Below are 24,276 nucleotides of genomic sequence, written 5' to 3' on the forward strand. Positions count from 1 at the left end.
CTGCTCGTCACCAGCCCTGAGCATGCTGGCGGCACAGTGCCTCTAGCAGATCGATATGCTCACGACGGTCATTGAGCGCCGGAATGTAGCGGAACTCGCCCCCGCCGGACTCGGTGAAGTAGCCGCGATTCTCCTCTTCCAGCTCCTCCAGCGTCTCGAGACAGTCGGCCGCGAAGGCCGGCGAGATGACGTCGACGCTTTCCAGACCTTCAGCCCCCCAGGCCTTGAGCGTCTCATCGGTATACGGCTTGAGCCACTCGGCCTTGCCGAAGCGTGACTGGTAGGTCATCGCCCACTCATCGTCCCCAAGCCCCAACGCCTCGGCCAGCAGCTGGCTGGTGCGCTCGCACTGGCGTGGGTAGGGGTCGCCCGCCGTCGCATAGCGCTTGGGGATGCCGTGATAGCTCATCAACAGACGCTTGCCGCGATGCCCGGCCTTTTCCCAGTGCTCACGGACACTGGCGGCCAGCGCGGCGATGTAGTCAGGATGATCATGGTAGTCACGCACGAAGCGCAGTTCCGGCAGGTGCGGACACGGCTTGAGCGCGCGCGCCAGGCGATCGAACACCGCGGCAGTCGTGGTCCGCGAGAACTGCGGATAGAGCGGCAGCACCAGGATGCGATCTGCCCCACGACTGGCCAGCTTGCGCCCCACCTCTTCCATGGTCGGCTTGCCGTAGGTCATCGCAAGCTCTACCGGAATCTCCTCGCCCAGCGTTTCGGCCAGACGCGCCTCCAGCGCGGCACGTTGACGCTTGCCGATCGCCATCAGCGGCGAGCCGTCTTCCGTCCACACCGAGGCATAGGCCTCGGCGACCTTCTTGGGGCGAGTCGTCAGCACCAGGCCATGCAGGATCGGCAGCCAGAGCAGTCGCGGCAGGTCGATCACGCGTACATCACCGAGAAACTCCGCGAGGTAGCGGCGCACCGCCTTGGGTGTCGGGGCTTCAGGGGTGCCGAGATTGACCAGCATGACGCCGAAACGCGGGGTGCTCATGGGCGATGAACTCCTGACAAGGGGCAAGAAAAGGGGTGAAGCGGCAACCAGCCACCCTCACCGACAGCGCAGCCACGACAGCGCAGCCATGTTACCAGCTCGCCCTGTGCGTGAGGGATGAAGTTATACTATCATCACGATTTGTACAGCTTTACGACAATTATTGTCACAACCGGAGTCAGTGTGCCCGAAACCTCCACTCTGCAACTTGCCACCCGTCACGACTTCGCACGCCCGCTGGTGCTGATTCTCGGTGACCAGCTCAGTCACGAGCTTGCGAGCCTCAAGCAGGCACCTGCCGAGAGTCTGATCGCCTTCTGCGAGGTCGAGGAGGAAGGCCGCTACGTGCCACACCATCCGCACAAGATCGCGATGATGCTGGCCGCGATGCGCCATCACGCACAGGAGCTGCGCGACTGCGGCTGGCAGGTGCATGAAAGCCGCCTGGATGACCCGGACAATCGTCAATCCCTGATCCTGGAAGCCGAGCGGCTGGCCGCGCTCCATCAGTGTGACGGCATTCTGGTGACTCGCCCCGGGGAATGGCGACTGCTGGAGGCCTTCCTCGCACGCCGCGAGGAAGGCGAGATCCCCTGGGTGGTGCTGGAAGATCACCGCTTCTTCACCACACCGGCACAGTTCGCGACCTGGGCCGACGGACGCAAGCAATTGCGCATGGAATACTTCTACCGTGAACAGCGTCGTGACACGGACCTGTTGATGGAAGGCAGCGAGCCCGCCGGCGGCAAGTTCAATCATGATCATGACAATCGCGAACCGATTCCCGCCGACTTCCAGTCACCGCCACCACCGCAGCATGACCACCGCCAGGATGCGCTGACGCGCGAAGTGCTGACACTGGTGGACACCCGCTTCGGCGAGGGAGCCGAGGGCGAGCTGCGTCATTTCGGCAATCTGGACAACTTCAACTGGGCCGTGACCCGCGCCCAGGCGCTCGACGATCTCGCTCACTTCCTCGCGCACTGCCTGGCAGACTTCGGCCGCCATCAGGATGCCATCGATGACAGTGACCCCTTCCTGTTCCACTCCCGGCTTTCCGCGGCGCTCAATATCGGGCTTCTGAGTCCCCACGAAGTCTGCGCTGCCGTCGATGATGCCTGGCGACGTGGCGAGGTACCGGTCAATTCCGCCGAGGGCTTCATCCGGCAGATTCTCGGTTGGCGAGAGTATGTGCGTGGGATCTACTGGACACGCATGCCCGGCTACAAGCAGGAGAATCGCCTGAGTGCGACACGGGATCTACCGGAGGTCTTCTGGCGCGGCGACAGCGGCATGCGCTGTGTGGATCAAGCCATCCTCAGTACGCGTGATCATGCCTATGCCCACCATATCCGCCGCCTGATGGTCACCGGCAATTTCGCCCTGCTGTGCGGCGTGAAGCCCGAGGCGCTATGCGACTGGTATCTGGCGGTCTACGTCGATGCCTGCGAGTGGGTGGAGCTGCCCAATACCCTGGGCATGGTGCTGCACGCCGATGGCGGCCTGATGGGCTCCAAGCCCTATTGTGCCTCGGGCAAGTACATCGATCGCATGTCCAATCACTGCGACAGGTGCCAGTACTCGCCGAAGAAGGTCACCGGCACGCATGCCTGCCCCATCAATAGTCTCTATTGGCACTTCATCGAACGCCATCGCGAATCACTGTCACGCAACCCGCGCATGTCGCTGGTCTATGGCAGCTGGCGACGCATGAAGGACGAAAAGCGCGAGGCATTGCTGCAACAGGCCGAGGCCTTTCTCGCCCGACTCGACAGCGCCGCTGACTATGGTAGCGGTGCCCATCGCGCGGGTTACCATCCCGCGCCCTCCAGTTCCACGACCGACAAGGAATCCTCATGAGTCGCATCTGGCAGGCCAGTGCACCGGTCACGCTCTATCACGATGGCAAGTGCCCCCTGTGCCAGCGGGAGGTCGCCTGGCTGGCGAGACACCCGAGGCGGGAACGGGTCAGGACGGTCGACATTCGTGCAAAGGACTTTTCCCCAGATGCTCTGGGGCTGAGCTTCGAGACGATGATGGGGCGCCTGCACGTGCAGGATGCGCGCGGGGAGTGGTATGTCGGCATGGACGCCAGCCGAGCCCTCTATGCGGTGCTCGGCTATCGGCGCCTGGTGAGGCTGTCATTGCTGCCGGGGCTGCGTCCATTGCTGGATGTGGGCTATCGGGTCTTTGCCCGCCACCGTGAGCGTATCGGCCGCTGGGTCCCCCAGAGGAGACGCTGACTCAGAGACGCTGACTCAGAAGCTCAAGGGGATGCGCGAGCTCAACGGTTGATGGTACTGAGGCGGTCGGCCGATCATCTCGTCGTTGGCCACCTGCGATACCAGCCAGGCGCGTGACAGACCGGCGCGCCTGAGCTCGCTGTAGACATCCTCCAGCGAGCGGAACAGCATCGGCTTGCCACGTTTCATCAACAGTTCACTGCGCTCATCGTCTTCATCGGCACCCGCTTCCAGTACCAGCTGGACCTGATAGAAGCGGCTGGCGGCATGACTGATCACGCGCGCCTCCAGTGCCGGATACTCGGCGATCAGCGCATTCAGGTTGCTGACCAGCAGGCCAGCAGGTGTGAAGGCAGCGGCAATTCTGGACATGGTCCTCGTCACGATAAATGTCCCGGCGCCCGAGCAGCTTGGCCGACAGACGCTCGAGCGGCTCATCTTCCTCGACACGCAGTGAATGGGTCTGCATGACCTCATGAATCGCCCGTCGTCCATGCAGCTCCGGTCCGAAGCGCTGATTCAGCAATCCCAGCAGTCGATGGCGGATGATCATGCCGATCGGCCGCTGCTGCGCGTCCACCACTGCCAGCGCCATCAATTCCGGCTCGGCATGCAGACGCTCGGCCACTTCCTCGAGACAGGTATCCTGCAGTACCGGCGCCACCTGCCGCAGCAGGCTGCCGGCACCGAGTGCCAGAGGCGCGGCATGCCGGCGGCGACTCAGACGATGCAGGCGCTGCTCGAGGCCGGCACGCTGGCGAGCGGGGTCCACCTCGGCGCTCGCAAACAGCCAGCCTTGCAGATACTCAGCCCCCAGCTGGGACACGCATTCCATCTCGCCTTCCTGCTCGATGCCTTCCGCGATCACCTGACTGCCACTGCCGTGGGCGATGTCGATGATCGAGCGCACGAAACGCCGCTTGAGCGAATCCTGATGAATACCGCTGATGAAGTGTCGGTCGATCTTGACGAAGTCAGGCTGAACCGCCGACCACAGCTTGAGGCTGGCGTACCCTTCACCGAGGTCATCCAGCGCGATGGCGAAGCCCATCGACTGGTAATGGCAGACGGCCTCACGCATCAGTGCCGGGTCAAGCCCCGGGGTCTGCTCAGTCAACTCGATGACGACCTGATGCGGGTGCAGCCCATGGCGATGCAGGAGGTGACGTGTCAGTCCCCGAGAATGCGCACTGTCCAGCAGCACCTCCGGCGACACGTTCAGGAACAGGCGCTCACTCAGGCCCTGCTCGGCCCATTGCTCAAGCGCCAGCTCACGACAGAGGCCGTCCAGCTCGGCGAGGCGCCGATGCTGGCGAGCCGCCTCGAGCATCGCCATCGGTGAGCGCAAGCTGCATCCTGCAGCAGCTCGCGCGAGTGCCTCGTAGGCGAAGACCTCACGGCCATCTGCCGCCACGATGGGCTGGAAATGCATCCGCAACTGGCGAAGACGCAGCAACGCCTCCAGCGCCTGGCCGGATTCGCTTACAGCGAGTTGGGGTCGATGGCCTTGCCGAGGGAATTGCGGTCGATCCACTTGCCGGCCTTGGTTTCCTTGTAACGGAAGACCACCATGTCGCCCGCGACGACCGGCACTTCACTGTCTTCGGTCTGATAGCTGTAGCTCTCGCCCTCCACGACCAGCGTGAAGCGATAGAGATCCGGCATGCCCAGCCATTCCTTGAAAGGCCCTTCGCGCTCAAGGCTCTCCAGCGTACCGCGTCCCTGAAGCTTGGGAGTGCGTGCGCGTCCGCGCCCAAATCCACCTGCCATGCTATCTCCTCCCCGTCAGTGCGGGTCTTGCGGGGCGACGTCGCTGCCGCCGCCCGGGTACATGTTTGATGCGCATGCGCATCACGTCATTCAGCGAAGGCCTGGCCATAACTGTCTGGCGCCAGGTCCTCGAAACGGGTGTACTTGCCGATGAAGGCCATGTGAACGGTGCCGATGGGGCCGTTACGCTGCTTGCCGATGATCAGCTCGGCCAAGCCCTTGTTGTCGGGATTGTCCTTGTTGTAGACCTCATCACGGTAGACGAAGGCGATGACATCGGCGTCCTGCTCGATGGCGCCGGATTCACGTAGATCCGACATCACGGGGCGCTTGTTGGGACGCTGCTCAAGCGAGCGGTTCAGCTGCGAGAGCGCCACCACCGGGCAAGCGAATTCCTTGGCCAGACCCTTGAGCGAGCGCGAGATCTCGGAGATCTCGGCAGTACGGTTCTCGGACAGCCCCGGCACCTGCATCAATTGCAGGTAATCGATCATGATCAGGCCGATGCCGCCGTGTTCGCGCGCCATGCGGCGACAGCGTGAGCGCATCTCGTTGGGCGACAGGGCCGCCGTGTCATCGACGAACAGCTGCTTGTCCTTGAGCAGGTTGACCGCCGAGGTCAGCCGCGGCCAATCCTCGTCATCCAGCTGACCGGTACGCACCTTGGTCTGATCGATGCGGCCCAGCGAGGAGATCATGCGCAGCATCAGCGATTCGGCCGGCATCTCCATCGAGAACACGGCCACCGGCTTGTCGCCGGAGACCACGGCATGCTCGACCAGGTTCATGGCGAAGGTGGTCTTGCCCATCGAGGGGCGCCCCGCGATGATCACCAGGTCCGATGGCTGCAGACCGGAGGTCATGTCATCCAGGTCCCGGAAGCCGGTCGACAGGCCGGTCATCTGGCCCTTGAGATTGAACAGCTCATCGATGCGGTCCACCGCGCCGGTCAGCAGCTGACTCATGCCCTTGGGGCCGCCGCTCTTGGGGCGTGATTCGCTGATCTGGAACACCAGACGCTCGGCCTCGTTGACCAGCTCATCGGCGTCTCGCCCCTGAGGGCTGAAGGAGCTCTCGGCGATCTGGTTGGCCGCCTGGATCAGCTTGCGCAGCGTCGCGCGCTCGCGAACGATGTCGGCATAGGCCTTGATGTTGCTGGCCGAGGGCGTATTGCGCGCAAGCTCGGCGAGGGTCGCAAGCCCGCCGACCGACTCCAGCTGGTCACGGCTTTCCAGCAACTCGGACAACGTGACCACATCCAGCGGCCGGCTGCTGCCCACCAGCTGGGACATGGCGTTGTAGACCAGACGATGCTCGTAGCGATAGAAGTCGTCGGCCACCAGTCGCTCGGACACCGTGTCCCAGGCGCTGTTGTCCAGCATCAAACCGCCGAGGACCGATTGCTCGGCCTCCAGCGAATTGGGGGGCACCTTGAGCGCCGCCGTCTCGCGATCCTGATCCTGCATCTCGCTCATGCCTGGCTGACTCCTGCTGATGACTGACACGCCCGCGGGAACCTCCATTTTCGTGCATCGCCGCGAGCCTGCCAACCATCGCGACCGCACATGATGCTCTACCTCACGGGGGCAGGCATTCTACCGGATTTTGCCTGTCACCGCCCTGCCCGCGTGCAGGTGGTGACAGCGCCGGATCACCGGGCAACCACCACGGATCAGCGATTACTCGCCGACCACGACCACACGAACAGTGGCAGTCACTTCAGCGTGCAGCTGCAGCACGATGTCGTATTCGCCAGTGTTGCGCAGCGGGCCTTCCGGCATGCGGACTTCGCTCTTGGCGATGTCGATGCCGGACTGGGCGATGGCTTCGGCCAGATCACGCGGACCGATGGAACCGAACAGCTTGCCTTCTTCGCCAGCCTTGGCGACCAGGGACAGTTCGATTTCGTTCAGCTGAGCGGCACGCGCTTCAGCTTCGGCCTTGCGCTCTGCAACCTGTGCTTCCAGCTCAGCGCGCTGAGCTTCGAAAGCCGCCTGGTTTTCGGCAGTGGCCGGAACAGCCAGACCGTACGGCAGCAGATAGTTGCGACCGAAACCAGCCTTGACGGACACCTGGTCACCCAGGTTGCCCAGCTTGCCAATCTTGTCGAGCAGAATGACTTGCATCTCGTAAACCTCTTATCGATGACTGCCAGCAAGACGTGCGCGAAGATCCGCAAAGACGTCAACAAGAGCCAGCAGCAGCAAAATCAGAATCGTGGGCCAGGTCGTCAGCAGCAGAAAGTAGACGCCGACCAACCATAACCCGCTCATCCCCTTTAACCCGATATAGCCATGCACCAGGGCAATGCCGGCCACGAACAACGGTATCCAGATCAGCAGGAGCACTGCAGGCACATCGAGGAAGACCCCGATGATGCCGCAGGCTGCCAGTATCAGGACTTCTCGCGGGCTCAGCCGGAAGGCATGAAACTCGTGACGAAATCCACCCGGATTGTAGAGCCCGGACTGCCAACTGCGCGCCAGGGCCAGACAGGCCGTGGCGGCCAGCAGGACCACCAACCCGGTAATACCGCCGATGACCAACCCTGCGAGCTGTTCAGTCGGCACACCTTGAGCGGCAAAGTCGCTCAAGCGTGCATCAAGCTCAGGGGCATTCTGACGAATGCTCTCAAGCAGTGGACCAGCCCCGCCTGGTGGCAGGAATATCCCGGACTGCACCATCATTGCCGCTGTCAGGCTGGCGCCAATCAGCGCCTCCCCCCATCGCATGCGAGCACGCAGCAGGGTTGCCATCAACGTGACCAGCAACACGGTCGCCAATGGCACCGGATCGCCTTGTGTCCACCACCAGCCTGCCGGAATGGCAGCGGCGATGAACACGGGTGCGGCTGGCGCAAGGCCACGCCGAAGCGTGACCAGCGCACTGATGGAGGCACTGAACCAGAAGAACCAGGGCAGAAGACCCGTCAGCAGTGCAATCGCGATGCACTGCAACGGTCCGCGCATGGCCCAACGTGCCAATGCCAGCATCATGGTGTCGCCTTACTGGTGGCTGTCGCTGTACGGCAGCAGTGCCAGGTAGCGCGCACGCTTGATGGCAGTCGCCAGCTGACGCTGATAACGCGCCTTGGTGCCGGTGATGCGGCTCGGGACGATCTTGCCGGTCTCGGTGATGTAAGACTTCAGGACTTCGATGTCCTTGTAGTCGATCTGCTTCACGCCTTCAGCGGTGAAGCGGCAGAACTTGCGACGACGGAAAAAACGTGCCATTGCAATGACCTCCTGGGGGTGCGGTATCAGTTAGCGTCTTGAGTTTCGGCTTCGTCACGCTTGTCTTCGCGACGCGGACGCTTCTCTTCAGCCGGCTTCATCATCGGAGACGGCTCGATGGCCGCTTCCTTTGCACGCACAACCAGGTTACGGATGACGGCGTCGTTGAAACGGAAGATGGTCTCGAGTTCCTCGACCACTTCACCGGTAGTTTCGACGTTCATCAGCACGTAGTGGGCCTTGTGGATCTTGTTGATCGGGTAGGCCAGGTGACGGCGACCCCAATCTTCCAGACGATGCACAGTACCGCCGGCTTCGGTCACGATGGAGGTGTAACGCTCGATCATGGCCGGAACCTGTTCGCTCTGGTCCGGGTGGACCATGAACACGATCTCGTAGTGACGCATGGCTTGGCTCCTTTCGGTTTGACAGCCTCCACGGCGCGTCTCGGGCCGGGAAGCAAGGAGTGGAGTGATTACTACGGTTGTGTCATTCGGGCTCGAAAGCCACGTACAACGCGCGCGGGCGAGGACAGGTGCCCCCATGCCGCGCATTCACTGCAGACTGCACTTCACAGAACCGCAGTATTGTAGAGAGGTGTCAAGGGCTTGGCAAGCGACACGTCGAACGGCTTCAAACAGGCAGATACCGGCCGCGACCGAGACATTCAGACTCGAGACACTGCCCGCCATCGGCAGCTTGATCAGGCTGTCGCAGTGCTCGCGCGTCAGCCGACGCATGCCCTTGCCCTCAGCGCCCATCACGATGGCCACCGGCCCGGTGAAATCGGCCTCGAAGGCCATGGCCTCGGCTTCGCCAGCCGTACCCAGCACCCAGACACCGGCTTCCTTCATGGCATCCAGCGTGCGGACCAGGTTGGTGACCTGATAGACCGGCACCACTTCCGCTGCCCCACAGGCGACCTTGCGCACGGTCGCGTTCAGGGAGGCGGACTTGTCCTTGGGCACGATGACACCATGGGCACCGGCGGCATCGGCGCTGCGCAGACAGGCCCCGAGGTTGTGCGGATCCGTGACCGAATCCAGCACCAGAAACAGCGGCGCTTCCTCATGGGACCAGCCATCGAGGCGCAGCTTGAGGCCAGTCTCGTTCTCGGTGGCGAGCGGCGCGCACAGAGCGACCAGCCCCTGATGGGCACCACCGCCGGTGGACAGCGCATCCAGCTCCTCACGCGCCTTCAAGATGACGCGTGAACCGGCGGCACGCGCCTGCTCGACGATCTCGTTCAGACGCAGCTCGGCCTCGCCTGCCTGCACCCACAGCTCGCTCGGCGCGCGGCCGCGTGCCAGCAAGGCTTCCACGGCGTGCACACCATAGACGGCTTCCAGGCCACCGGGGATCTTCGGTGCGCCAGTGCGAGCGCCACCTCTGCGAGCCCCGCCACGTTCCTGGCGCTGAGCGCCACCACGCTCACCCCTTGAGTGCTCGCCTCGAGAGTGCTCACTTCGAGAATGGCTACCGCGCTCGCCGGCGGGCTTGCCGCGGCCGGGCTTGCGCCCCTTGTCCTGACTCATAGTGCCTTCCTGCCTGATGGCCCCGCCACCCTGGCCTTCCTGACTGACTTCTTCCGTCAGGGACTTGAGGCGCTCGCGCTCACGCTTGCCGGGGCGACCCTTGGGGGCAGATTCCTTGCCGGAGGCAGCACCGCTCTTGCCGCTTGCGGGCTTGTCAGCATCACGCTCGCTGCTGCGTGCCTTGCGCGGCTTGCGCTTGGGACGCGGCGTCGGGTCACTGAGCATGAAGTCGATCTTGCGCTCATCCATGTCGACGCGAGCCACCTGGACGGTGACGCCATCGCCGAGACCATAGCTGACGCCGGCACGCTCACCCTTGAGACGATGCTTCTCGGCCTCGTAGTGGTAGTAGTCGGACGGCAGCGAGGAGATGTGCAGCAGGCCTTCGACGTAGTAGGCATCCAGACGCACGAACAGGCCGAACTGGGTGACCGCCGCGACGGTACCCTCCAGCACTTCACCGACCTTGTCCTTCATGAACTCGCACTTGAGCCAGTCGTTGACGTCACGCGTCGCCTCATCGGCGCGGCGCTCGGTCATCGAGCAGTGCTCACCCAGCTCGAGCATCTGCTCGAAGGTGTACGGGCACCATTTGGTCGGACGCTCGGTCACGGCATCTTCGGCGCGCAGCACGGTGTCGGTCTTGCGCGGACCACGGATGACGGAACGGATCGCACGGTGCACCAGCAGATCGGGATAACGACGGATCGGCGAGGTGAAGTGGGCGTAGGCATCGTAGGCCAGACCGAAGTGACCTTCGTTCTGCGGCGAGTAGACCGCCTGGGTCATGCTGCGCAGCATCACGGTCTGGATGATGTCGAGGTCCGGGCGCTCGGCGATCGAGGCACGCAGTGCCTGGAAGTCCTTCGGCTGTGGCTCATCGCCACCTTCCAGCGTCAGGCCCAGCTCACCCAGGAAGGCGCGCAGGTTGTTAAGACGCTCAGGTGCCGGCTGCTTGTGGACACGATAGAGGGCCGGCAGATCGTGCAGATCCAGGAAGCGCGCCGTGGCGACGTTGGCCGCCAGCATGCATTCCTCGATCAGCTTGTGCGCGTCATTGCGCGTACGCGGCACGATCTGTTCGATCTTGCGCTCATCGTTGAACAGGATCTGCGTCTCGGTGGTCTCGAAGTCGATGGCACCACGCTTGTCGCGCGCCTTGCGCAGCACACCGTACAGCGCGTGCAGGTTGTGCAGCGACGGCAGCAGTTCGTTGTACTGCTGACACAGTGCCTGACCTTCTTCACTTTCCGGGTCCGTCAGCATGGTGCCGACCTTCTCGTAGGTCAGACGCGCATGGGAACGGATCACGGCTTCGAAGAAGCGATAGTCGAGCATCTCGCCATCGGCGGCGGAAATGGTCAGCTCACAGACCAGCGTCAGACGATCGACATGCGGGTTGAGCGAGCACAGACCATTGGAGAGCAGCTCCGGCAGCATCGGCACGACCTGACCCGGGAAATAGACCGAGTTGCCGCGCACGTAGCCTTCCTGATCCAGCGGACTGCCGCCACGCACGTAATGCGATACATCGGCGATGGCGACCAGCAGCTTCCAGTTGCCGTTGTCGTCCTGCCAGGCGCAGACGGCGTCATCGAAGTCCTTCGCGTCTTCGCCATCGATGGTGACCAGTGGCGTCTCGCGCAGGTCGATACGCCCCTTCTTGTCCTCTTCCAGCACTTCGGCGGAGATGGTCGAGATCTGGTCCTCGACTTCCGGCGGGAATTCGCTGGGGATGTCATGCGAGCGGATCGCGATGTCGATCTCCATGCCCGGGTCCATGCGCTCACCGAGCACCTCGACCACTTCCCCCACCGGCTGCACGCGTGTCGCGGGCTGCTGGGTAATGCGCACGGACACCACCTGACCGTCCTTGGCACCATTGGCCACACGGTTGGGGATGATCACTTCCTGCGCGATGCGCGAATTCTCCGGAATCAGTACCCCGAAGTCCGGCTCGGATTGGCGATAGATGCCGACGAGCGTCTGGGTATTGTGAGCCAGCACCTCGACGATGGTGACTTCATCACGACCACGGCGATCACGGCCGCTGACGCGCGCCAGCACCTGATCACCATGGAAGACGCGACGCATCTGGCGCGGCGGCACGGCAAGATCCGGCTTGACGCCATCTTCGCGCGCCAGGAAACCGAAACCATCGCGATGGCCGACGATGCGGCCACGAATCAGGTCCAGCTTGTCGATCAGTGCATAGGCACCACGACGGTTGCGCAGCACCTGGCCATCACGCTCCATGGCATTGAGGCGACGGCGCACGGCTTCCTGCTGCTCGTCGTCCTCGAAACCGAGCATGCGGCTCATGTTCTCGTGGGTAATGGGCTTGCCATACTCTTCCAGCTTGTCGAGAAGATACTCGCGACTGGGGATGGGCTTGTCGTACTTATGGGCTTCGCGTTCCGCGTGCGGGTCGTCGCTGAGCGTCCATTGGGTCATTAATCAGGATTCCTTGACGATGAATTCGAGACGGGCAGCGGGCGCGGCACGGAATGACTGGTTGTCTCTCATGCGCGCATTATAGCCCCTACCATTGGGCCGACCCAACCATTCCCCAACCTTCAGAAACCTCTTGCATTCCCTCAGAAGATCCGTATTATTCGGCACCACTTCGCCCAGATGGCGGAATTGGTAGACGCGCTAGCTTCAGGTGCTAGTGTCCGTATGGACGTGGAGGTTCAAGTCCTCTTCTGGGCACCAATTTCAGGTTTCATGTTGACGTGACACACGTTAGGATGGATACCGGAAAACGGGTAAAGCATTCAAGTTTCAACAACTTGGACTGCTGATCCGGGTCCTTGGACCAAAACGAGTTCTGATGTCTGCCCAGGTGGCGGAATTGGTAGACGCGCTAGCTTCAGGTGCTAGTATCCGTAAGGATGTGGAGGTTCAAGTCCTCTCCTGGGCACCACGGATGTCAGACTCACGATGAACGACCCCTGTATCGCGCTTCGCCCAGATGGCGGAATTGGTAGACGCGCTAGCTTCAGGTGCTAGTATCCGTAAGGATGTGGAGGTTCAAGTCCTCTTCTGGGCACCACGGATGCGCATTCGAACAGGGAACATGGTATCCACTACCAAGGATTTCATGGTCGTTCCGCTGCAAGGCTCTGCTCTTGAGACTTCAGCACACAACTTGATGCCCAGATGGCGGAATTGGTAGACGCGCTAGCTTCAGGTGCTAGTGTCCGTATGGACGTGGAGGTTCAAGTCCTCTTCTGGGCACCATCAAGTTGTCATCCGATGTACTTTCACACTCAATAGCGTGACGGGATGCGGCTGAAACTCTCGACCTGCCATCCATCACGACGTACCGAGGCTTCCAGGCGCTGCTCGATATCGTCCGGCAACTCATGGAAGAAATCGAAACCGGTGAGAGATTCGATTCTATCGATGCTGACCAGAAAGCGATCCAATGGCTCATCCCCTCTTACCTGCTGAGGAAAGAGAAACGCCAGGGCGCGAGGCGCCTGCCGAGCAGTGCCGGGCGAGACGATGATCTTGTAGAAACCATCCGGAATCTCGATCAGATTCGGCAGACGCTCGATCTCTCCCGTGAAGACCGGACCTGCGGTGATCCACAGCGCCTCTTCCCGCGGCAGAATCCTGTCCATGATGGCCGCCTCGAGTCGCTGCCACAGCTTGCGATTGAGCGCCGGTGTCTGTGGAGAGATATTGGTCATGCGAAACGTCTGATGCTGGGCCTTGACCCCGTAGGTCTTGCCGATGGCGTAGTTGGGCGCCAGGTGTCCGCGGTCGTAGCCACTGTTGCGATAGCTGTCCGGTGTGACGGGCCATAGCGAGCGCCAGTCGCGCTCGAACTCGTCAGGACGCTCCCCCAGCCGCGACCCCTGGGTATTCTCGAGACGCCATGTCACCCATAACGGATTGGCGCGCAGATCCGACCACCCCACCAGGTAGGCATCGCTGCGCAAGCCACGCGCCAGCGTCTTCCAGTCAAGTTCACGTGCCTCTGGCACTCCCTGCCAGGCGTAGAACTGCTGGTAATCACGCTCCTGCCACCACCACAGCCCACCTCCCACTAGCGCGAATGCCACGCTGACGCCAAACCCTCGCCACAGCTTGCGACCGGCCGAGCGAATATCATCCATCACATCCAGCATCCCGCCATTTCCTTCTTGTCGTTGCCATTGCCTCGGCAAGGCATGCGCTCGTCATTCCGTCACGACCCGCAAGCCGCAGCAACTTCATTCACGTTCTACCGTAGCATTCCATCATGCCAGAGTTCCGTTCGCGAGGCTGACGGCCGCCCCAACTCAAGCCACAATAAGCAGGCAGCACTTGCTTCATGCACCATCAGCGAGCAGATATCGCGACCAGCCGCGCCACACAGAGCGCTCATCAAGACGCCCGTGGCACGAGTGACACTGCAACGATCGACATGAAAGCGCCTCCTGACAGGCGAGCCGTGACCGCAGCACATCCCACCGGCTGTGCTCCAACGATGAGAAGGAATCTGACCATGGCTGATCAAAGCCGTCGTAACTTCATGCGCAACAGCCTGCTGGGGCTTGCCGCCCTGCCATTGGGTGCTGCCGTGCTCTCGCCGCGCGCCCTTGCCGCCGACCTGCCCCCACTGGATACCGACAACCCGCAGGCAAAGGCGCTCCACTATGTGGAAGATGCCAGCGAAGCCAGTGATCACCCCGCCTTCAAGCCCGGCTCCGACTGCACCAACTGCATGTTCTACAAGCCGGAGAACAAGGGCTGTCAGCTATTCCCCAGCAATAGCGTGGCACCCGAAGGCTGGTGCCAGTCCTGGACCAAGCGCCCGGCATGAGCATCCTCCGGCAACGGCCATTGGTAGCGGCGCGCGATCTCATCCTGCTCCAATGATTCGAGATGCACCGGGAACCCCCACAACTGGTGCAGATAGCGCATCACGGGATAGACGCTGCGTGACAGCGGGCGACGATCATCCTGGACATGGCGCAGCGTCAGCGAGCGATCTCCCCGGATATTCGCGGCCCACACCTGGATGTTCGGCTCGCGATGGCTGAGCGCATATTGCACCGACAGCGCCTCTCGAATGCGCTTGTAGCCTCGACTATCGTGAATGGCATCGATGAGAAGATGCTCATCACTGTCGTCATCCACCAGCGAGAACAGCTTGAGATCACGGATCACCTTGGGCGACAGGAACTGCTGGATGAAGGACTCGTCCTTGAAGTTGCGCATTGCGAAATGCACCGTCTCCAACCAGTCACTGCCGGCGATGTCGGGGAACCACTCACGGTCCTCGTCGTCAGGATTCTCGCAGATGCGCTTGATGTCCATGAACATCGCGAAGCCCAGCGCATAGGGGTTGATGCCATTGTAATGCGGGTGATCGAAGCCCGGCTGCTGCACCACCGAGGTGTGCGACTGCAGGAACTCGAGAATCACCCCCTCGCCGATCAGCTGCTCATCATAGAGTTGATTCATGATGGTGTAGTGCCAGAAGCATGCCCAGCCTTCGTTCATTACCTGGGTCTGGCGCTGCGGGTAGAAGTATTGCGCCAGCTTGCGCACGATACGCACCAGCTCCCGCTGCCAGGGCTCCAGCAACGGTGCATTCTTCTCGATGAAGTAGAGCAGGTTCTCCTGAGGCTCCGGCGGGTAGCGACCACGACGATGCAGACCCAGTGGGTCGTTGACCTCATCGATCAACTCATCCTCCTCCTCGGCCTGCGGAATGGTGGTCCACAGCGCATTCACCTGAGCCTGCAGATAGGCCTCACGCTCCTGCTGACGTTGGATCTCCTCTTCCGGCGAGATGGGCGAGGGACGCTTGTAGCGATCGACGCCATAATTCTGGAGCGCATGACAGGCGTCCAGCAGCTGCTCGACCGCATCGACACCATGGCGCTCCTCGCATTCGGACACGTACTTACGGGCGAAGACGAGGTAATCGATGATCGCCGAGGCATCCGTCCAGGCACGAAACAGGTAATTGCCCTTGAAGAAGCTGTTGTGGCCATAACAGGCATGCGCCATGACCAGAATCTGCATCATCAGGGTGTTCTCTTCCATGAGATAGGCGATGCAGGGATCGGAATTGATCACCAGCTCATAGGCCAGTCCCATCTGTCCGCGCCGATAGGCCTGCTCCACCGAGAGAAACTGCTTGCCGAACGACCAATGGTGATAGCCCACCGGCATGCCGATGCTGGCATAGGCATCCATCATCTGTTCGGAAGTGATGACTTCAATCTGATTGGGGTAGATATCCAGCCGATACTGCGCAGCGATACGCGCGATCTCGTGCTCGAAATGCTCCAGAAGCTCGAAGGTCCAATCGGAGCCACTGGCCGGTTGCTGATTTTCCAGTCGATTATCACGTCTCTGGCTCATGGGGCCTCCCGGCCCGGCAGATGGCCGGGCGCGTCACATGATGCGATCAGGCGCTGATGCGGCGCTTGAACAGCTCTCGAAATACCGGGTAGATATCGCCCGCCTCGACAATCTGCTGCATGGCGAAGCGATCCGGAAATTCGGCTTCGACTCGCTCATATTCTTCCCACAATGCCTGGTGCGCATGCGGGGTGATCTCCACGTAGGCGTAATATTGCAGACGCGGCATCAGCTTCTTTATCATCAGCTCGCGACAATTGGTGGAATCGTCATCCCAGTTGTCACCATCGGATGCCTGAGCCACGTAGAGATTCCATTCACCCGCCGGATAGCGGGATTCGATCACTTCATCCAGCAAGGTCAGAGCACTGGAGACGATGGTGCCGCCGGTCTCTCGGGAGTAGAAGAACTCTTCCTCATCCACCTCCTTGGCGGCGGTGTGGTGGCGAATGAACACCAGCTCGACCTTCTCGTAGTTGCGCTCCAGAAACAGATAGAGCAACAGGAAGAAGCGCTTGCCGATATCCTTGTGCGCCTGTGTCATCGACCCCGAGACATCCATCACGCAGAACATCACTGCCTTGTTGGACGGCATCGGCTGGTTGATGAGGTGGTTGTAGCGCAGATCATAGGTATCGAGAAACGGCACCGCCTTGAGGCGCGCTTCGAGACGCTCGATTTCCGCCTTGAGTTCGGCAATGCGCACCTTGTTGCGCAGCACCGGATCCTTGCGCTCCTCAAGCTCAAGCGCGTCAGTGGCCTCCTTCAGCGCCCGCTTGATGGGGGATCGCATGGCGATACGCCGCGCCTGGGCTGAACGCATCGAGCGCACGATATTGATCCTGGCGGGAGTGCCATCGCGAGCGATACCCGCCCGCACCGGACGTACTTCATCCATGTCCGCGATCTGCTTGCGCTCCAGATGCGGAAGCTCCAGACCATCGAACACGAATTCGAGAAACTCCTCGCGCGACAGGGTGAAGGCAAAATCATCCTCGCCCTCGCCCTGGTTGGAGGCCTGACCTTCTCCGCTGCCGCCGCCACCGCCGCCGCCACTCGGGCGGCGCATGCGATCACCTTCCACGAACTCCTTGTTGCCCGGGTTGATGACACGCCGCTTGCCGCCCTGGCCATGCTGGAAGACCGGCTCCGAGATATCGCGAGTCGGAATGGAGACTTCCTCGCCACGCTCCATGTCGGTGATGGAGCGCCGATTGACGGCATCCTCCACCGCCCGTTTGATATGGCTGCGGTAGCGCCTGATGAAGCGCTGGCGATTCACCGCACTCTTGTTGCGCGCATTGCTGCGTCGATCAATGAAGTAACTCATTCGCCCTCCTTGCCGGCCTCGCGTTCAGCGAAAGACCGGATGGCAAGTGCCGGCGGCAATCACGCCCGCCGGCAGGCCTGTCGTCAGTCGGCAGGGCTTACTGCGACTTGCGCACTCGCAGATACCACTCGGACAGCAGACGCACCTGCTTCTCGGTATATCCGCGATCCACCATGCGCGCCACGAAATCCTCATGCTTGCGCTGATCCGATGCCGATGCCTTGGCATTGAAGGAGATGACCGGCAGCAACTCTTCGGTATTGGCGAACATCTTCTTCTCGATCACCGCACGCAGCTTCTCGTAGGACTGCCAGCCCGGATTCATCCCGTTGTTCTGCGCGCGAGCGCGCAGCACGAAGTTGACCACTTCATGACGGAAGTCCTTGGGATTGGAGATGCCCGCCGGCTTCTCGATCTTCTCCAGCTCCTCATTGAGCGACTGACGATTGAGCAGCTCGCCAGTCTCGGGGTCACGGTATTCCTGGTCCTGAATCCAGAAATCAGCGTAGGTCACGTAACGATCGAAGATGTTCTGGCCATACTCGGAGTAGGACTCGAGATAGGCGGTCTGGATCTCCTTGCCGATGAAATCGACATAACGTGGGGCCAGATACTCCTTGATGAAGCGCAGGTAACGCTCGTGGGTCTCCTTGGGCAGCTGCTCCTGCTCGAGGCGCTGCTCCAGCACATAGAGCAGGTGCACCGGGTTGGCAGCCACCTCGCTGGCATCGAAGTTGAAGACCTTGGAGAGGATCTTGAAGGCAAAGCGCGTGGACAGACCATCCATGCCCTCATCGACCCCCGCACTGTCACGGTACTCCTGGATCGACTTGGCGCGAGGGTCGGTATCTTTGAGGTTCTCGCCATCGTAGATGCGCATCTTGGAATAGATACTGGAGTTCTCAGGTTCCTGCAGGCGCGACAGCACGATGAACTGGGACAGCATGCGCAAGGTGTCTGGCGCACAGGGCGCATGATTGAGCGACGAGTGCTCCAGCAGCTTGGCGTAGATCTTCACCTCCTCCGAGGCTCGCAGGCAGTAGGGCACCTTGACAATGAACACGCGGTCCAGGAAGGCCTCATTGTTGCGATTGTTGCGGAAGGCCTGCCACTCGCTCTCATTGGAGTGCGCCAGCACCACGCCATCGAAGGGAATCGCCCCCATGCCTTCGGTCGGGTTGTAGTTGCCTTCCTGAGTCGCGGTCAGCAGCGGGTGAAGCACCTTGATCGGTGCCTTGAACATCTCGACGAATTCCATCAATCCCTGGTTGGCCTTGCACAGCCCGCCGGAGAAGCTGTAGGCATCCGGATCATCCTGGGCATAGAGCTCGAGCTGACGGATATCGACCTTGCCGACCAGCGCGGAAATGTCCTGATTGTTGTCATCGCCCGGCTCCGTCTTGGAGATGGCGATCTGGTTCAGGCGGGATGGGTAGAGCTTGACGACACGGAACTGACTGAGATCTCCGCCATATTCCTTGAGACGCTTGGCCGCCCAGGGCGACATGGCGCTGCGCATGCAGCGGCGCGGGATGCCATATTCCTTCTCGAGCACCTCGCCATCCTCTTCCAGCGAGAACAGCCCCAGCGGCGACTCGTATACCGGTGATCCCTTGATGGCATAGAAGGGAATCTGCTCCATCAACAGCTTGAGTCGTTCGGCCAGCGATGACTTGCCGCCGCCGACTGGCCCCAGCAGATAGAGAATCTGCTTGCGCTCCTCAAGCCCCTGAGCCGCATGACGGAAGTAGGACACGATCTGCTCGATGGCCTCCTCCATGCCATAGAACTCGGCGAAGCTGGGGTAGCGTCGAATCAGCTTGTTGGAAAAAATCCGGGAAAGACTGGGATCCTTGGCGGTATCGATGACCTCCGGCTCACCGATGGCCGCCAGCATTCTCTCGGCAGCGCTGGCGTAGGCAGAACGATCCTGCCGACATAACTCCAGGTACTCCTGGAGACTCATCTCTTCTTGCTGGACCCGCTCGTAGCGGCTCTGCACGTGATCGAAGATGCTCATGGAAGCCTCCTTGTCGCGACGGTGACTGCCTCGGCGTGTTTATCAGCATAGATCGATATAGGTAGCGAGTGTCCAATACATGGACCCACTGCATTCAACGAACTTTCCTTACAGGGCGCTCTGGATATCAGAGAGCAGAGCATCCAGAAGATCCGTACTGGTATTCCAGGAACATACGAAGCGTGCGCCGCCTGCGCCGATGAAGGTGTAGAAGGTCCAGCCACGCTCACGCAGTGCCGTCAGCACATGCTCGGGGAAGCTGGCAAAGACGCTGTTGGCCTCACAAGGGAACAGCAGTTCGATGCCGTCCAATGCCTCGAGTCGCTCGGCCAGATACTGCGCCATGGTGTTGGCATGACGTGCGTTGTCCAGCCAGACGTCATTCTCGAGCAGCCCCATCCACGGCGCGGCGATGAAACGCATCTTGGAGGCAAGCTGACCGGCCTGCTTGCAGCGATAGTCGAAGTCACGGGCCTGCTCGCGATCAAAGAATATCACCGCCTCCCCCATCGCCAGCCCATTCTTGGTACCGGAGAAGCACAGCACGTCCACGCCGGCCTTCCAGGTAAGCTCGGCCGGAGAGACGCCCAGCGAGGCACAGGCATTGGCAAAGCGCGCACCATCCATGTGGATCTGAAGATCATGACGGTCAGCCACTTCGCGAATCGCCTGAAGCTCTTCCAGGCTATAGACGGTGCCGACTTCGGTGCACTGGGTCAGCGAGATGACACGCGGGCGCGGATAATGGATATCACTGCGCTTGGTGACCAGTCGCTCGATGCCTTCAGGCGTCAGCTTGCCATTCGGACCCGGCGCATTGAGCAGCTTGGAGCCATTGGAGAAGAACTCCGGCCCTCCGCATTCGTCAGTCTCGATATGGGCCAGTTCATGGCAGATGACGCTGTGATAGGACTGACACAGATGCGCCAGCGACAGGGAATTCGCCGCCGTGCCATTGAAGACGAAGAATACCTCGCACTCGGTCTCGAACAGCTGACGGAAGCTGTCCGTCACCTGTTGAGTCCAGCGGTCGTTGCCATAGGCGAGATCATCATCCTGATTGGCTCGCATCATGTATGCCATCGCCTCGGGGCAGATACCGGACGTGTTGTCACTGGCCAGAAAACGTGATGTACAGGTGTCATCGATGTCAGTGGCCGCGGAGCGGGTCGTGGCGAGGGCGTCAGTCGTCATGGGAGTATCCAGAGCAGAGCAAGGGGTCACCTTGCCCGATGAAACGAACGCGGTACCCAGAGAGGGCTGCGGCCGCCATGGTGCCCTGAGCGATGGCGCGCTTGGCATCCAGCTCAGCGGCTTCATCGGCGCCACCGATGATGTGCAGCTCGATCCCTGCCGCCTCCAGGGGCGCCTTGAGCTCCAGCACCGACTCCTGGCCGGCACACAGCACGATACTGTCGAGCGCCAGATGCTGGACCTTGCCATCAATGCTGACGGTCATCCCCTCGGCATCGATGGACTGATAATCGCAGCCCGCCACCATCTTGACTCCGCGCTGCTTGAGGGTGGCCCGGTGCACCCAGCCGGTCGTCTTGCCCAGATGCTTGCCCGGCTTGGAGGTCTTGCGCTGCAGCAGCCATACCTCACGAGGGCTCTCGCCGGGCGTCGGTGTCTTGAGGCCGCCGGCGGTGCTGACCGAGAGATCCACCCCCCACTCCTCGCACCACAGTTCGCCGTCCAGCGAGGGTGACGGCTCACGATGCGTCATCAACTCCGCCACATCGAACCCGATGCCTCCCGCACCGACCAGCGCCACACGTCGCCCCACTCGCTCCGGAGCACGAATCGCCTCGCCATAACTGAGCACCTGGCCACGCGAGATGCCCTCCTCGATACCGGGAATCGCGGGCGTACGCGCACGCACGCCACTGGCCAGGATCACGGCATCGAACGCTGCCAGCATCTCCGCGGTGGCACGCGTATTGAGCCGAACCTCGACACCATTGCGTGCCAGCGCCTCGTTGAAGTAGCGCAGCGTCTCGTCAAACTCCTCCTTGCCCGGAATGCGGCGCGCGAAATTGAACTGCCCGCCGACTTCCGCCTGCGCCTCGAACAGCACCACCTCATGACCACGCTCTGCCGCGGTGACGGCCGCCGACAGACCTGCTGGACCGCCTCCGACCACGGCGACACGCCGCACGCGGCGAGCAGGCTCAATCACCATCTCGGTCTCGTGGCAGGCTCGCGGGTTGACCAGACACGAGGTCAGCTTCATCTGGAAGGTGTGATCAAGACACGCCTGGTTGCAGGCGATGCAGGTGTTGATGATCGCGGCATCATCCGCCTGCGCCTTGCTGACCCACGCCGGGTCAGCGAGGAACGGACGCGCCATCGACACCATGTCGGCATGTCCCTCCGCCAGTACCGACTCGGCCACGTCCGGCATGTTGATGCGATTGGTGGTGATCAGCGGCAGACTGAGCTCCGCCTTCATGCGCTGGGTCAGTCCGGTGAAGACGGCACGCGGCACACTGGTGACGATGGTGGGCACTCGTGCCTCATGCCAGCCGATCCCGGTATTGATGAGGCTGGCACCGGCCGCCTCGATGGCCTTGCCCAACGCGACCACCTCGCTCCAGGTGCTGCCCTCATCGACAAGATCCAGCATCGACAGCCGATAGATGATCAGGAAATCCTCACCCAGCGCCGCGCGGATGCCCGCGACGATCTCCACCGCCAGACGGATGCGATTCTCGAAGCTGCCACCGTATTCATCCTCACGCTGGTTGGTCCGTCGACAGATGAACTGGTTGATGAAGTAACCTTCGGACCCCATCACCTCGACACCGTCATAGCCCGCTTCGCGTGCCAGGGTGGCACAGCGCACATAATCCGCGATCTGGCCTTTCACTTCCTCGGTGCTCAGCGCCCGCGGCATGAAGGGGTTGATCGGGGCCTGAATGGCAGAAGGCGCGACCTGATCCGGAGAATAGGCATAGCGACCGGCATGCAGGATCTGCAGGCATATCCGCCCGTCCTCGGCATGCACGGCATCGGTCACTTCACGATGACGCTGCGCCTCCTGCGAGGTGGTCAGCTTGGCCGCCCCCTGCATGACCGCGCCCTCCGGGTTCGGGGCGATCCCTCCCGTGACGATCAGGGCGACACCATGACGGGCACGCTCGCGATAGAAGGCCGCCAGGCGCGTGAAGCCATTGGGAGCTTCCTCGAGCCCGGTATGCATCGACCCCATCAGCACGCGATTCTTCAGCGTGATGTGTCCCAGCTTCAGCGGACGGAAGATATTCGGATAGGCAGTCATGGCGCTTGCTCCTTGGCCAGAAACGCGAAAACCCGAGCACGAGGGCTCGGGTTTCACGAATTCTGTAGATCGAGTGGCGGACTGGACGGGACTCGAACCCGCGACCTCCGGCGTGACAGGCCGGCATTCTAACCAACTGAACTACCAGTCCACATTGGTGGGTGATACTGGATTCGAACCAGTGACCCCAAGCATGTGAAGCTTGTGCTCTAACCAACTGAGCTAATCACCCAACACAGACGATCCTTGCTGCAAGCAGCGGTGATATCGCGTCATTCTGAATGGCGGACTGGACGGGACTCGAACCCGCGACCTCCGGCGTGACAGGCCGGCATTCTAACCAACTGAACTACCAGTCCATTTCAGAACAACTCAACATCGGGCGCATGACAAACGGTAGTGGCGGACTGGACGGGACTCGAACCCGCGACCTCCGGCGTGACAGGCCGGCATTCTAACCAACTGAACTACCAGTCCACTGCAACGTTTGCTTCTGCTGACGAACCAGGCCATTTAATCAAGTAACGCTTTGATAAGCAATAACTTTTTTCAAATGGTGGGTGGTACTGGGTTCGAACCAGTGACCCCCAGCTTGTAAGGCTGGTGCTCTACCAACTGAGCTAACCACCCCTGTCTCGTTGGCGCTGCATTCTACGGAATCCGCCCCATGAGTCAATACTTTTTTTACAGGAAGTTTCAGATCAGCCCCTCACGCGTCTTGCCGCTCGCCTTGCGAGGCTTGAAATCATGCTCGCCATCCTCCAGCCAATGCAGGCTGATGGTGCATGGCAATCCGTAACCTTCGATTTCCTCGCGATGACCAAAGGGATCTCGCGTGCCCTGGCAGATCACGCCCGGGGCATCAATGGCCGCCAGATGCTCGGTTCGCAGCGTGTCCGGCTTGCCGGTCGGGTGAAAGGGATAGCCCAGCGCATACCAGCCCAGGGGCGACCAGCTCCTGCATCACATGCGAGGCCACGCGACTCCCCATGGACTTGCCACCAAGCAATACCGGGCATGTCGCCAGAGACGCCCTGGCGGCAAGACTGGCGGCCAGCGCCTCATGCCAGCGCGTCATTTCCTCGATCAGCCCGGGCAGCCGCGGCGGCGGACGACGGCGTTCCTCGCAGCGCATCTTGACGAGGTAGGCGAAGTCGAATCCCAGCCATGCCGCCCCTTGGTGCACACAGGCCTTGCCGAACTGCTGATGGAAATCGGTCTCGCGTCCGGCGCCCGCCCCATGGGCATGCAGCAGAATCACCTGCCGAGGGCTGCCATGAATCTCCAGCGGACCGAACGAGGCCACCCAGCCTCGCCAGGGGCCGCGCGCCGCCAACGCCTCCTCTGACAGCTCCAGACGCTTTTCCAGCTCATCGGCGATGGCGTCAAAGGAAGCGACCTTGAAACCTTCCTCGGCGTAGGGGGTGGGAACGGCCGCCACATTGGACGCATCCCGATCTTCGTCCGATGATGAAGTGACAAGAGACACAGGAGAGTCA

General features: G+C 61.5%; 21 protein-coding genes, 9 tRNA genes and 1 pseudogene. 7 read left to right on the forward strand and 24 right to left on the reverse strand.

Features of this window, described 5'->3' with window-relative positions; all coding sequences use genetic code 11:
* Positions 1-7 precede the first annotated feature (7 nt).
* The gene (gene hemH / locus CU110_RS13975; RefSeq protein ID WP_084209405.1) at positions 8-997 is read right to left on the reverse strand and encodes a ferrochelatase; all 990 of its coding nucleotides are present in this window, start codon (positions 995-997) and stop codon (positions 8-10) included.
* Between the two features lie 183 nt (positions 998-1,180).
* On the opposite strand from hemH, the gene CU110_RS13980 reads away from it, so the two are divergent.
* Both CU110_RS13980 and CU110_RS13985 read left to right on the forward strand, forming a co-directional pair.
* A complete protein-coding gene (locus CU110_RS13980) occupies positions 1,181-2,857 on the forward strand; it encodes a cryptochrome/photolyase family protein (RefSeq protein WP_240499611.1) in 1,677 nt (558 codons plus the stop codon).
* Positions 2,854-3,240, forward strand: a complete 387-nt coding sequence (locus tag CU110_RS13985) for a DUF393 domain-containing protein (protein ID WP_084209406.1) — start codon at positions 2,854-2,856, stop codon at positions 3,238-3,240. The genes CU110_RS13980 and CU110_RS13985 overlap by 4 nt, the downstream gene beginning before the upstream one ends.
* 15 nt (positions 3,241-3,255) lie before the next feature.
* Here CU110_RS13985 and CU110_RS13990 read toward each other — a convergent pair whose 3' ends face one another.
* From CU110_RS13990 to rnr, 10 genes and pseudogenes are all read right to left on the reverse strand, one after another.
* Complete coding sequence (locus CU110_RS13990; RefSeq protein ID WP_240665401.1) at positions 3,256-3,519, reverse strand: DUF6482 family protein; 264 nt, start codon at positions 3,517-3,519, stop codon at positions 3,256-3,258.
* Positions 3,455-4,696: an EAL domain-containing protein gene (locus tag CU110_RS17320; RefSeq protein ID WP_127736395.1), complete on the reverse strand. Its 1,242-nt coding sequence runs from the start codon at positions 4,694-4,696 to the stop codon at positions 3,455-3,457. Before CU110_RS17320 ends, CU110_RS13990 begins: the two co-directional genes overlap by 65 nt.
* Before the next feature lie 26 nt (positions 4,697-4,722).
* Positions 4,723-5,010 (reverse strand): hypothetical protein, encoded by a 288-nt coding sequence (locus tag CU110_RS14000; RefSeq protein WP_043334752.1) that lies wholly within the window; start codon positions 5,008-5,010, stop codon positions 4,723-4,725.
* Between the two features lie 86 nt (positions 5,011-5,096).
* Positions 5,097-6,476: a replicative DNA helicase gene (gene dnaB, locus CU110_RS14005; RefSeq protein ID WP_077379359.1), complete on the reverse strand. Its 1,380-nt coding sequence runs from the start codon at positions 6,474-6,476 to the stop codon at positions 5,097-5,099.
* Positions 6,477-6,689: 213 nt separating this feature from the next.
* On the reverse strand, positions 6,690-7,136 hold the full coding sequence (gene rplI / locus CU110_RS14010) for a 50S ribosomal protein L9 (RefSeq protein WP_065392637.1): 447 nt from the start codon (positions 7,134-7,136) through the stop codon (positions 6,690-6,692).
* Between the two features lie 12 nt (positions 7,137-7,148).
* A complete protein-coding gene (locus CU110_RS14015) occupies positions 7,149-8,003 on the reverse strand; it encodes a hypothetical protein (RefSeq protein ID WP_084209830.1) in 855 nt (284 codons plus the stop codon).
* A 12-nt stretch (positions 8,004-8,015) separates the two neighbouring features.
* Complete coding sequence (gene rpsR / locus CU110_RS14020) at positions 8,016-8,243, reverse strand: 30S ribosomal protein S18 (RefSeq protein WP_024952281.1); 228 nt, start codon at positions 8,241-8,243, stop codon at positions 8,016-8,018.
* 26 nt (positions 8,244-8,269) lie between these two features.
* On the reverse strand, positions 8,270-8,650 hold the full coding sequence (gene rpsF, locus CU110_RS14025; protein WP_065392636.1) for a 30S ribosomal protein S6: 381 nt from the start codon (positions 8,648-8,650) through the stop codon (positions 8,270-8,272).
* 147 nt (positions 8,651-8,797) lie between these two features.
* Complete coding sequence (gene rlmB / locus CU110_RS16345; protein WP_276317934.1) at positions 8,798-9,604, reverse strand: 23S rRNA (guanosine(2251)-2'-O)-methyltransferase RlmB; 807 nt, start codon at positions 9,602-9,604, stop codon at positions 8,798-8,800.
* 285 nt (positions 9,605-9,889) lie between these two features.
* Positions 9,890-12,232 (reverse strand): annotated as a pseudogene (rnr, locus tag CU110_RS14030) (ribonuclease R); the annotation flags it as partial.
* Positions 12,233-12,406: 174 nt separating this feature from the next.
* On the opposite strand from rnr, the gene CU110_RS14035 reads away from it, so the two are divergent.
* The 4 genes from CU110_RS14035 (at position 12,407) to CU110_RS14050 (ending at position 13,021) form a co-directional block, all read left to right on the forward strand.
* A tRNA-Leu gene (locus CU110_RS14035) sits at positions 12,407-12,493 on the forward strand.
* A 124-nt stretch (positions 12,494-12,617) separates the two neighbouring features.
* A tRNA-Leu gene (locus CU110_RS14040) sits at positions 12,618-12,704 on the forward strand.
* Positions 12,705-12,746: 42 nt separating this feature from the next.
* Positions 12,747-12,833 (forward strand) — tRNA-Leu (locus CU110_RS14045).
* A 101-nt stretch (positions 12,834-12,934) separates the two neighbouring features.
* Positions 12,935-13,021, forward strand: a tRNA-Leu gene (locus tag CU110_RS14050).
* 29 nt (positions 13,022-13,050) lie between these two features.
* Here the strand turns inward: CU110_RS14050 and CU110_RS14055 are convergent.
* Complete coding sequence (locus CU110_RS14055) at positions 13,051-13,917, reverse strand: DNA/RNA non-specific endonuclease (RefSeq protein WP_240499612.1); 867 nt, start codon at positions 13,915-13,917, stop codon at positions 13,051-13,053.
* A gap of 359 nt (positions 13,918-14,276) precedes the next feature.
* On the opposite strand from CU110_RS14055, the gene CU110_RS14060 reads away from it, so the two are divergent.
* Positions 14,277-14,594, forward strand: a complete 318-nt coding sequence (locus CU110_RS14060) for a high-potential iron-sulfur protein (protein WP_077378804.1) — start codon at positions 14,277-14,279, stop codon at positions 14,592-14,594.
* On the opposite strand, the gene CU110_RS14065 is transcribed toward CU110_RS14060, so the two are convergent.
* The 12 genes from CU110_RS14065 to CU110_RS17330 all read right to left on the reverse strand — a co-directional run bounded on the left by CU110_RS14065 (position 14,525) and on the right by CU110_RS17330 (position 24,218).
* A complete protein-coding gene (locus CU110_RS14065; RefSeq protein WP_127736401.1) occupies positions 14,525-16,147 on the reverse strand; it encodes a SpoVR family protein in 1,623 nt (540 codons plus the stop codon). The genes CU110_RS14060 and CU110_RS14065 overlap by 70 nt on opposite strands.
* A 46-nt stretch (positions 16,148-16,193) precedes the next feature.
* Positions 16,194-17,477 (reverse strand): YeaH/YhbH family protein, encoded by a 1,284-nt coding sequence (locus tag CU110_RS14070; RefSeq protein WP_084209411.1) that lies wholly within the window; start codon positions 17,475-17,477, stop codon positions 16,194-16,196.
* 97 nt (positions 17,478-17,574) lie between these two features.
* Entirely contained in the window at positions 17,575-19,497 is a 1,923-nt protein-coding gene (locus tag CU110_RS14075) for a PrkA family serine protein kinase (protein WP_077378796.1), read from the reverse strand.
* 108 nt (positions 19,498-19,605) lie between these two features.
* Positions 19,606-20,646, reverse strand: coding sequence for a low specificity L-threonine aldolase (locus CU110_RS14080; protein ID WP_103751481.1), 1,041 nt, complete (start codon positions 20,644-20,646; stop codon positions 19,606-19,608).
* Between the two features lie 34 nt (positions 20,647-20,680).
* The gene (locus CU110_RS14085) at positions 20,681-22,777 is read right to left on the reverse strand and encodes an NADPH-dependent 2,4-dienoyl-CoA reductase (protein WP_127736404.1); all 2,097 of its coding nucleotides are present in this window, start codon (positions 22,775-22,777) and stop codon (positions 20,681-20,683) included.
* 74 nt (positions 22,778-22,851) lie between these two features.
* A tRNA-Asp gene (locus CU110_RS14090) sits at positions 22,852-22,928 on the reverse strand.
* A gap of 4 nt (positions 22,929-22,932) precedes the next feature.
* A tRNA-Val gene (locus CU110_RS14095) sits at positions 22,933-23,009 on the reverse strand.
* Between the two features lie 50 nt (positions 23,010-23,059).
* A tRNA-Asp gene (locus tag CU110_RS14100) sits at positions 23,060-23,136 on the reverse strand.
* A 41-nt stretch (positions 23,137-23,177) separates the two neighbouring features.
* Positions 23,178-23,254: transfer RNA gene (locus CU110_RS14105), tRNA-Asp, on the reverse strand.
* Positions 23,255-23,331: 77 nt separating this feature from the next.
* Positions 23,332-23,407: transfer RNA gene (locus CU110_RS14110), tRNA-Val, on the reverse strand.
* 66 nt (positions 23,408-23,473) lie between these two features.
* Positions 23,474-23,722, reverse strand: a complete 249-nt coding sequence (locus CU110_RS18110; protein WP_346427197.1) for an alpha/beta family hydrolase — start codon at positions 23,720-23,722, stop codon at positions 23,474-23,476.
* A complete protein-coding gene (locus CU110_RS17330) occupies positions 23,640-24,218 on the reverse strand; it encodes an alpha/beta family hydrolase (RefSeq protein WP_240665403.1) in 579 nt (192 codons plus the stop codon). Before CU110_RS17330 ends, CU110_RS18110 begins: the two co-directional genes overlap by 83 nt.
* Between the last annotated feature and the right edge of the window lie 58 nt (positions 24,219-24,276).

Origin of the sequence: Cobetia sp. ICG0124 (assembly GCF_004006355.1) — a bacterium.
GTDB classification, from domain to species: domain Bacteria; phylum Pseudomonadota; class Gammaproteobacteria; order Pseudomonadales; family Halomonadaceae; genus Cobetia; species Cobetia marina.

Bases quoted from the DNA above. Each gene is read 5' to 3' on its own strand.
- CU110_RS14085 (WP_127736404.1), bottom strand. From the start codon at position 22,777: ATGACTGCCTATCCGAATATCTTCCGTCCGCTGAAGCTGGGACACATC.
- CU110_RS14000 (WP_043334752.1), bottom strand. From the start codon at position 5,010: ATGGCAGGTGGATTTGGGCGCGGACGCGCACGCACTCCCAAGCTTCAG.
- CU110_RS13985 (WP_084209406.1), top strand. From the start codon at position 2,854: ATGAGTCGCATCTGGCAGGCCAGTGCACCGGTCACGCTCTATCACGAT.
- rpsF (WP_065392636.1), bottom strand. From the start codon at position 8,650: ATGCGTCACTACGAGATCGTGTTCATGGTCCACCCGGACCAGAGCGAA.
- hemH (WP_084209405.1), bottom strand. From the start codon at position 997: ATGAGCACCCCGCGTTTCGGCGTCATGCTGGTCAATCTCGGCACCCCT.
- dnaB (WP_077379359.1), bottom strand. From the start codon at position 6,476: ATGCAGGATCAGGATCGCGAGACGGCGGCGCTCAAGGTGCCCCCCAAT.
- CU110_RS14065 (WP_127736401.1), bottom strand. From the start codon at position 16,147: ATGAGCCAGAGACGTGATAATCGACTGGAAAATCAGCAACCGGCCAGT.
- rpsR (WP_024952281.1), bottom strand. From the start codon at position 8,243: ATGGCACGTTTTTTCCGTCGTCGCAAGTTCTGCCGCTTCACCGCTGAA.
- CU110_RS14060 (WP_077378804.1), top strand. From the start codon at position 14,277: ATGGCTGATCAAAGCCGTCGTAACTTCATGCGCAACAGCCTGCTGGGG.
- CU110_RS14015 (WP_084209830.1), bottom strand. From the start codon at position 8,003: ATGCTGGCATTGGCACGTTGGGCCATGCGCGGACCGTTGCAGTGCATC.
- CU110_RS14055 (WP_240499612.1), bottom strand. From the start codon at position 13,917: ATGCTGGATGTGATGGATGATATTCGCTCGGCCGGTCGCAAGCTGTGG.
- CU110_RS14075 (WP_077378796.1), bottom strand. From the start codon at position 19,497: ATGAGCATCTTCGATCACGTGCAGAGCCGCTACGAGCGGGTCCAGCAA.
- CU110_RS14070 (WP_084209411.1), bottom strand. From the start codon at position 17,477: ATGAGTTACTTCATTGATCGACGCAGCAATGCGCGCAACAAGAGTGCG.
- rplI (WP_065392637.1), bottom strand. From the start codon at position 7,136: ATGCAAGTCATTCTGCTCGACAAGATTGGCAAGCTGGGCAACCTGGGT.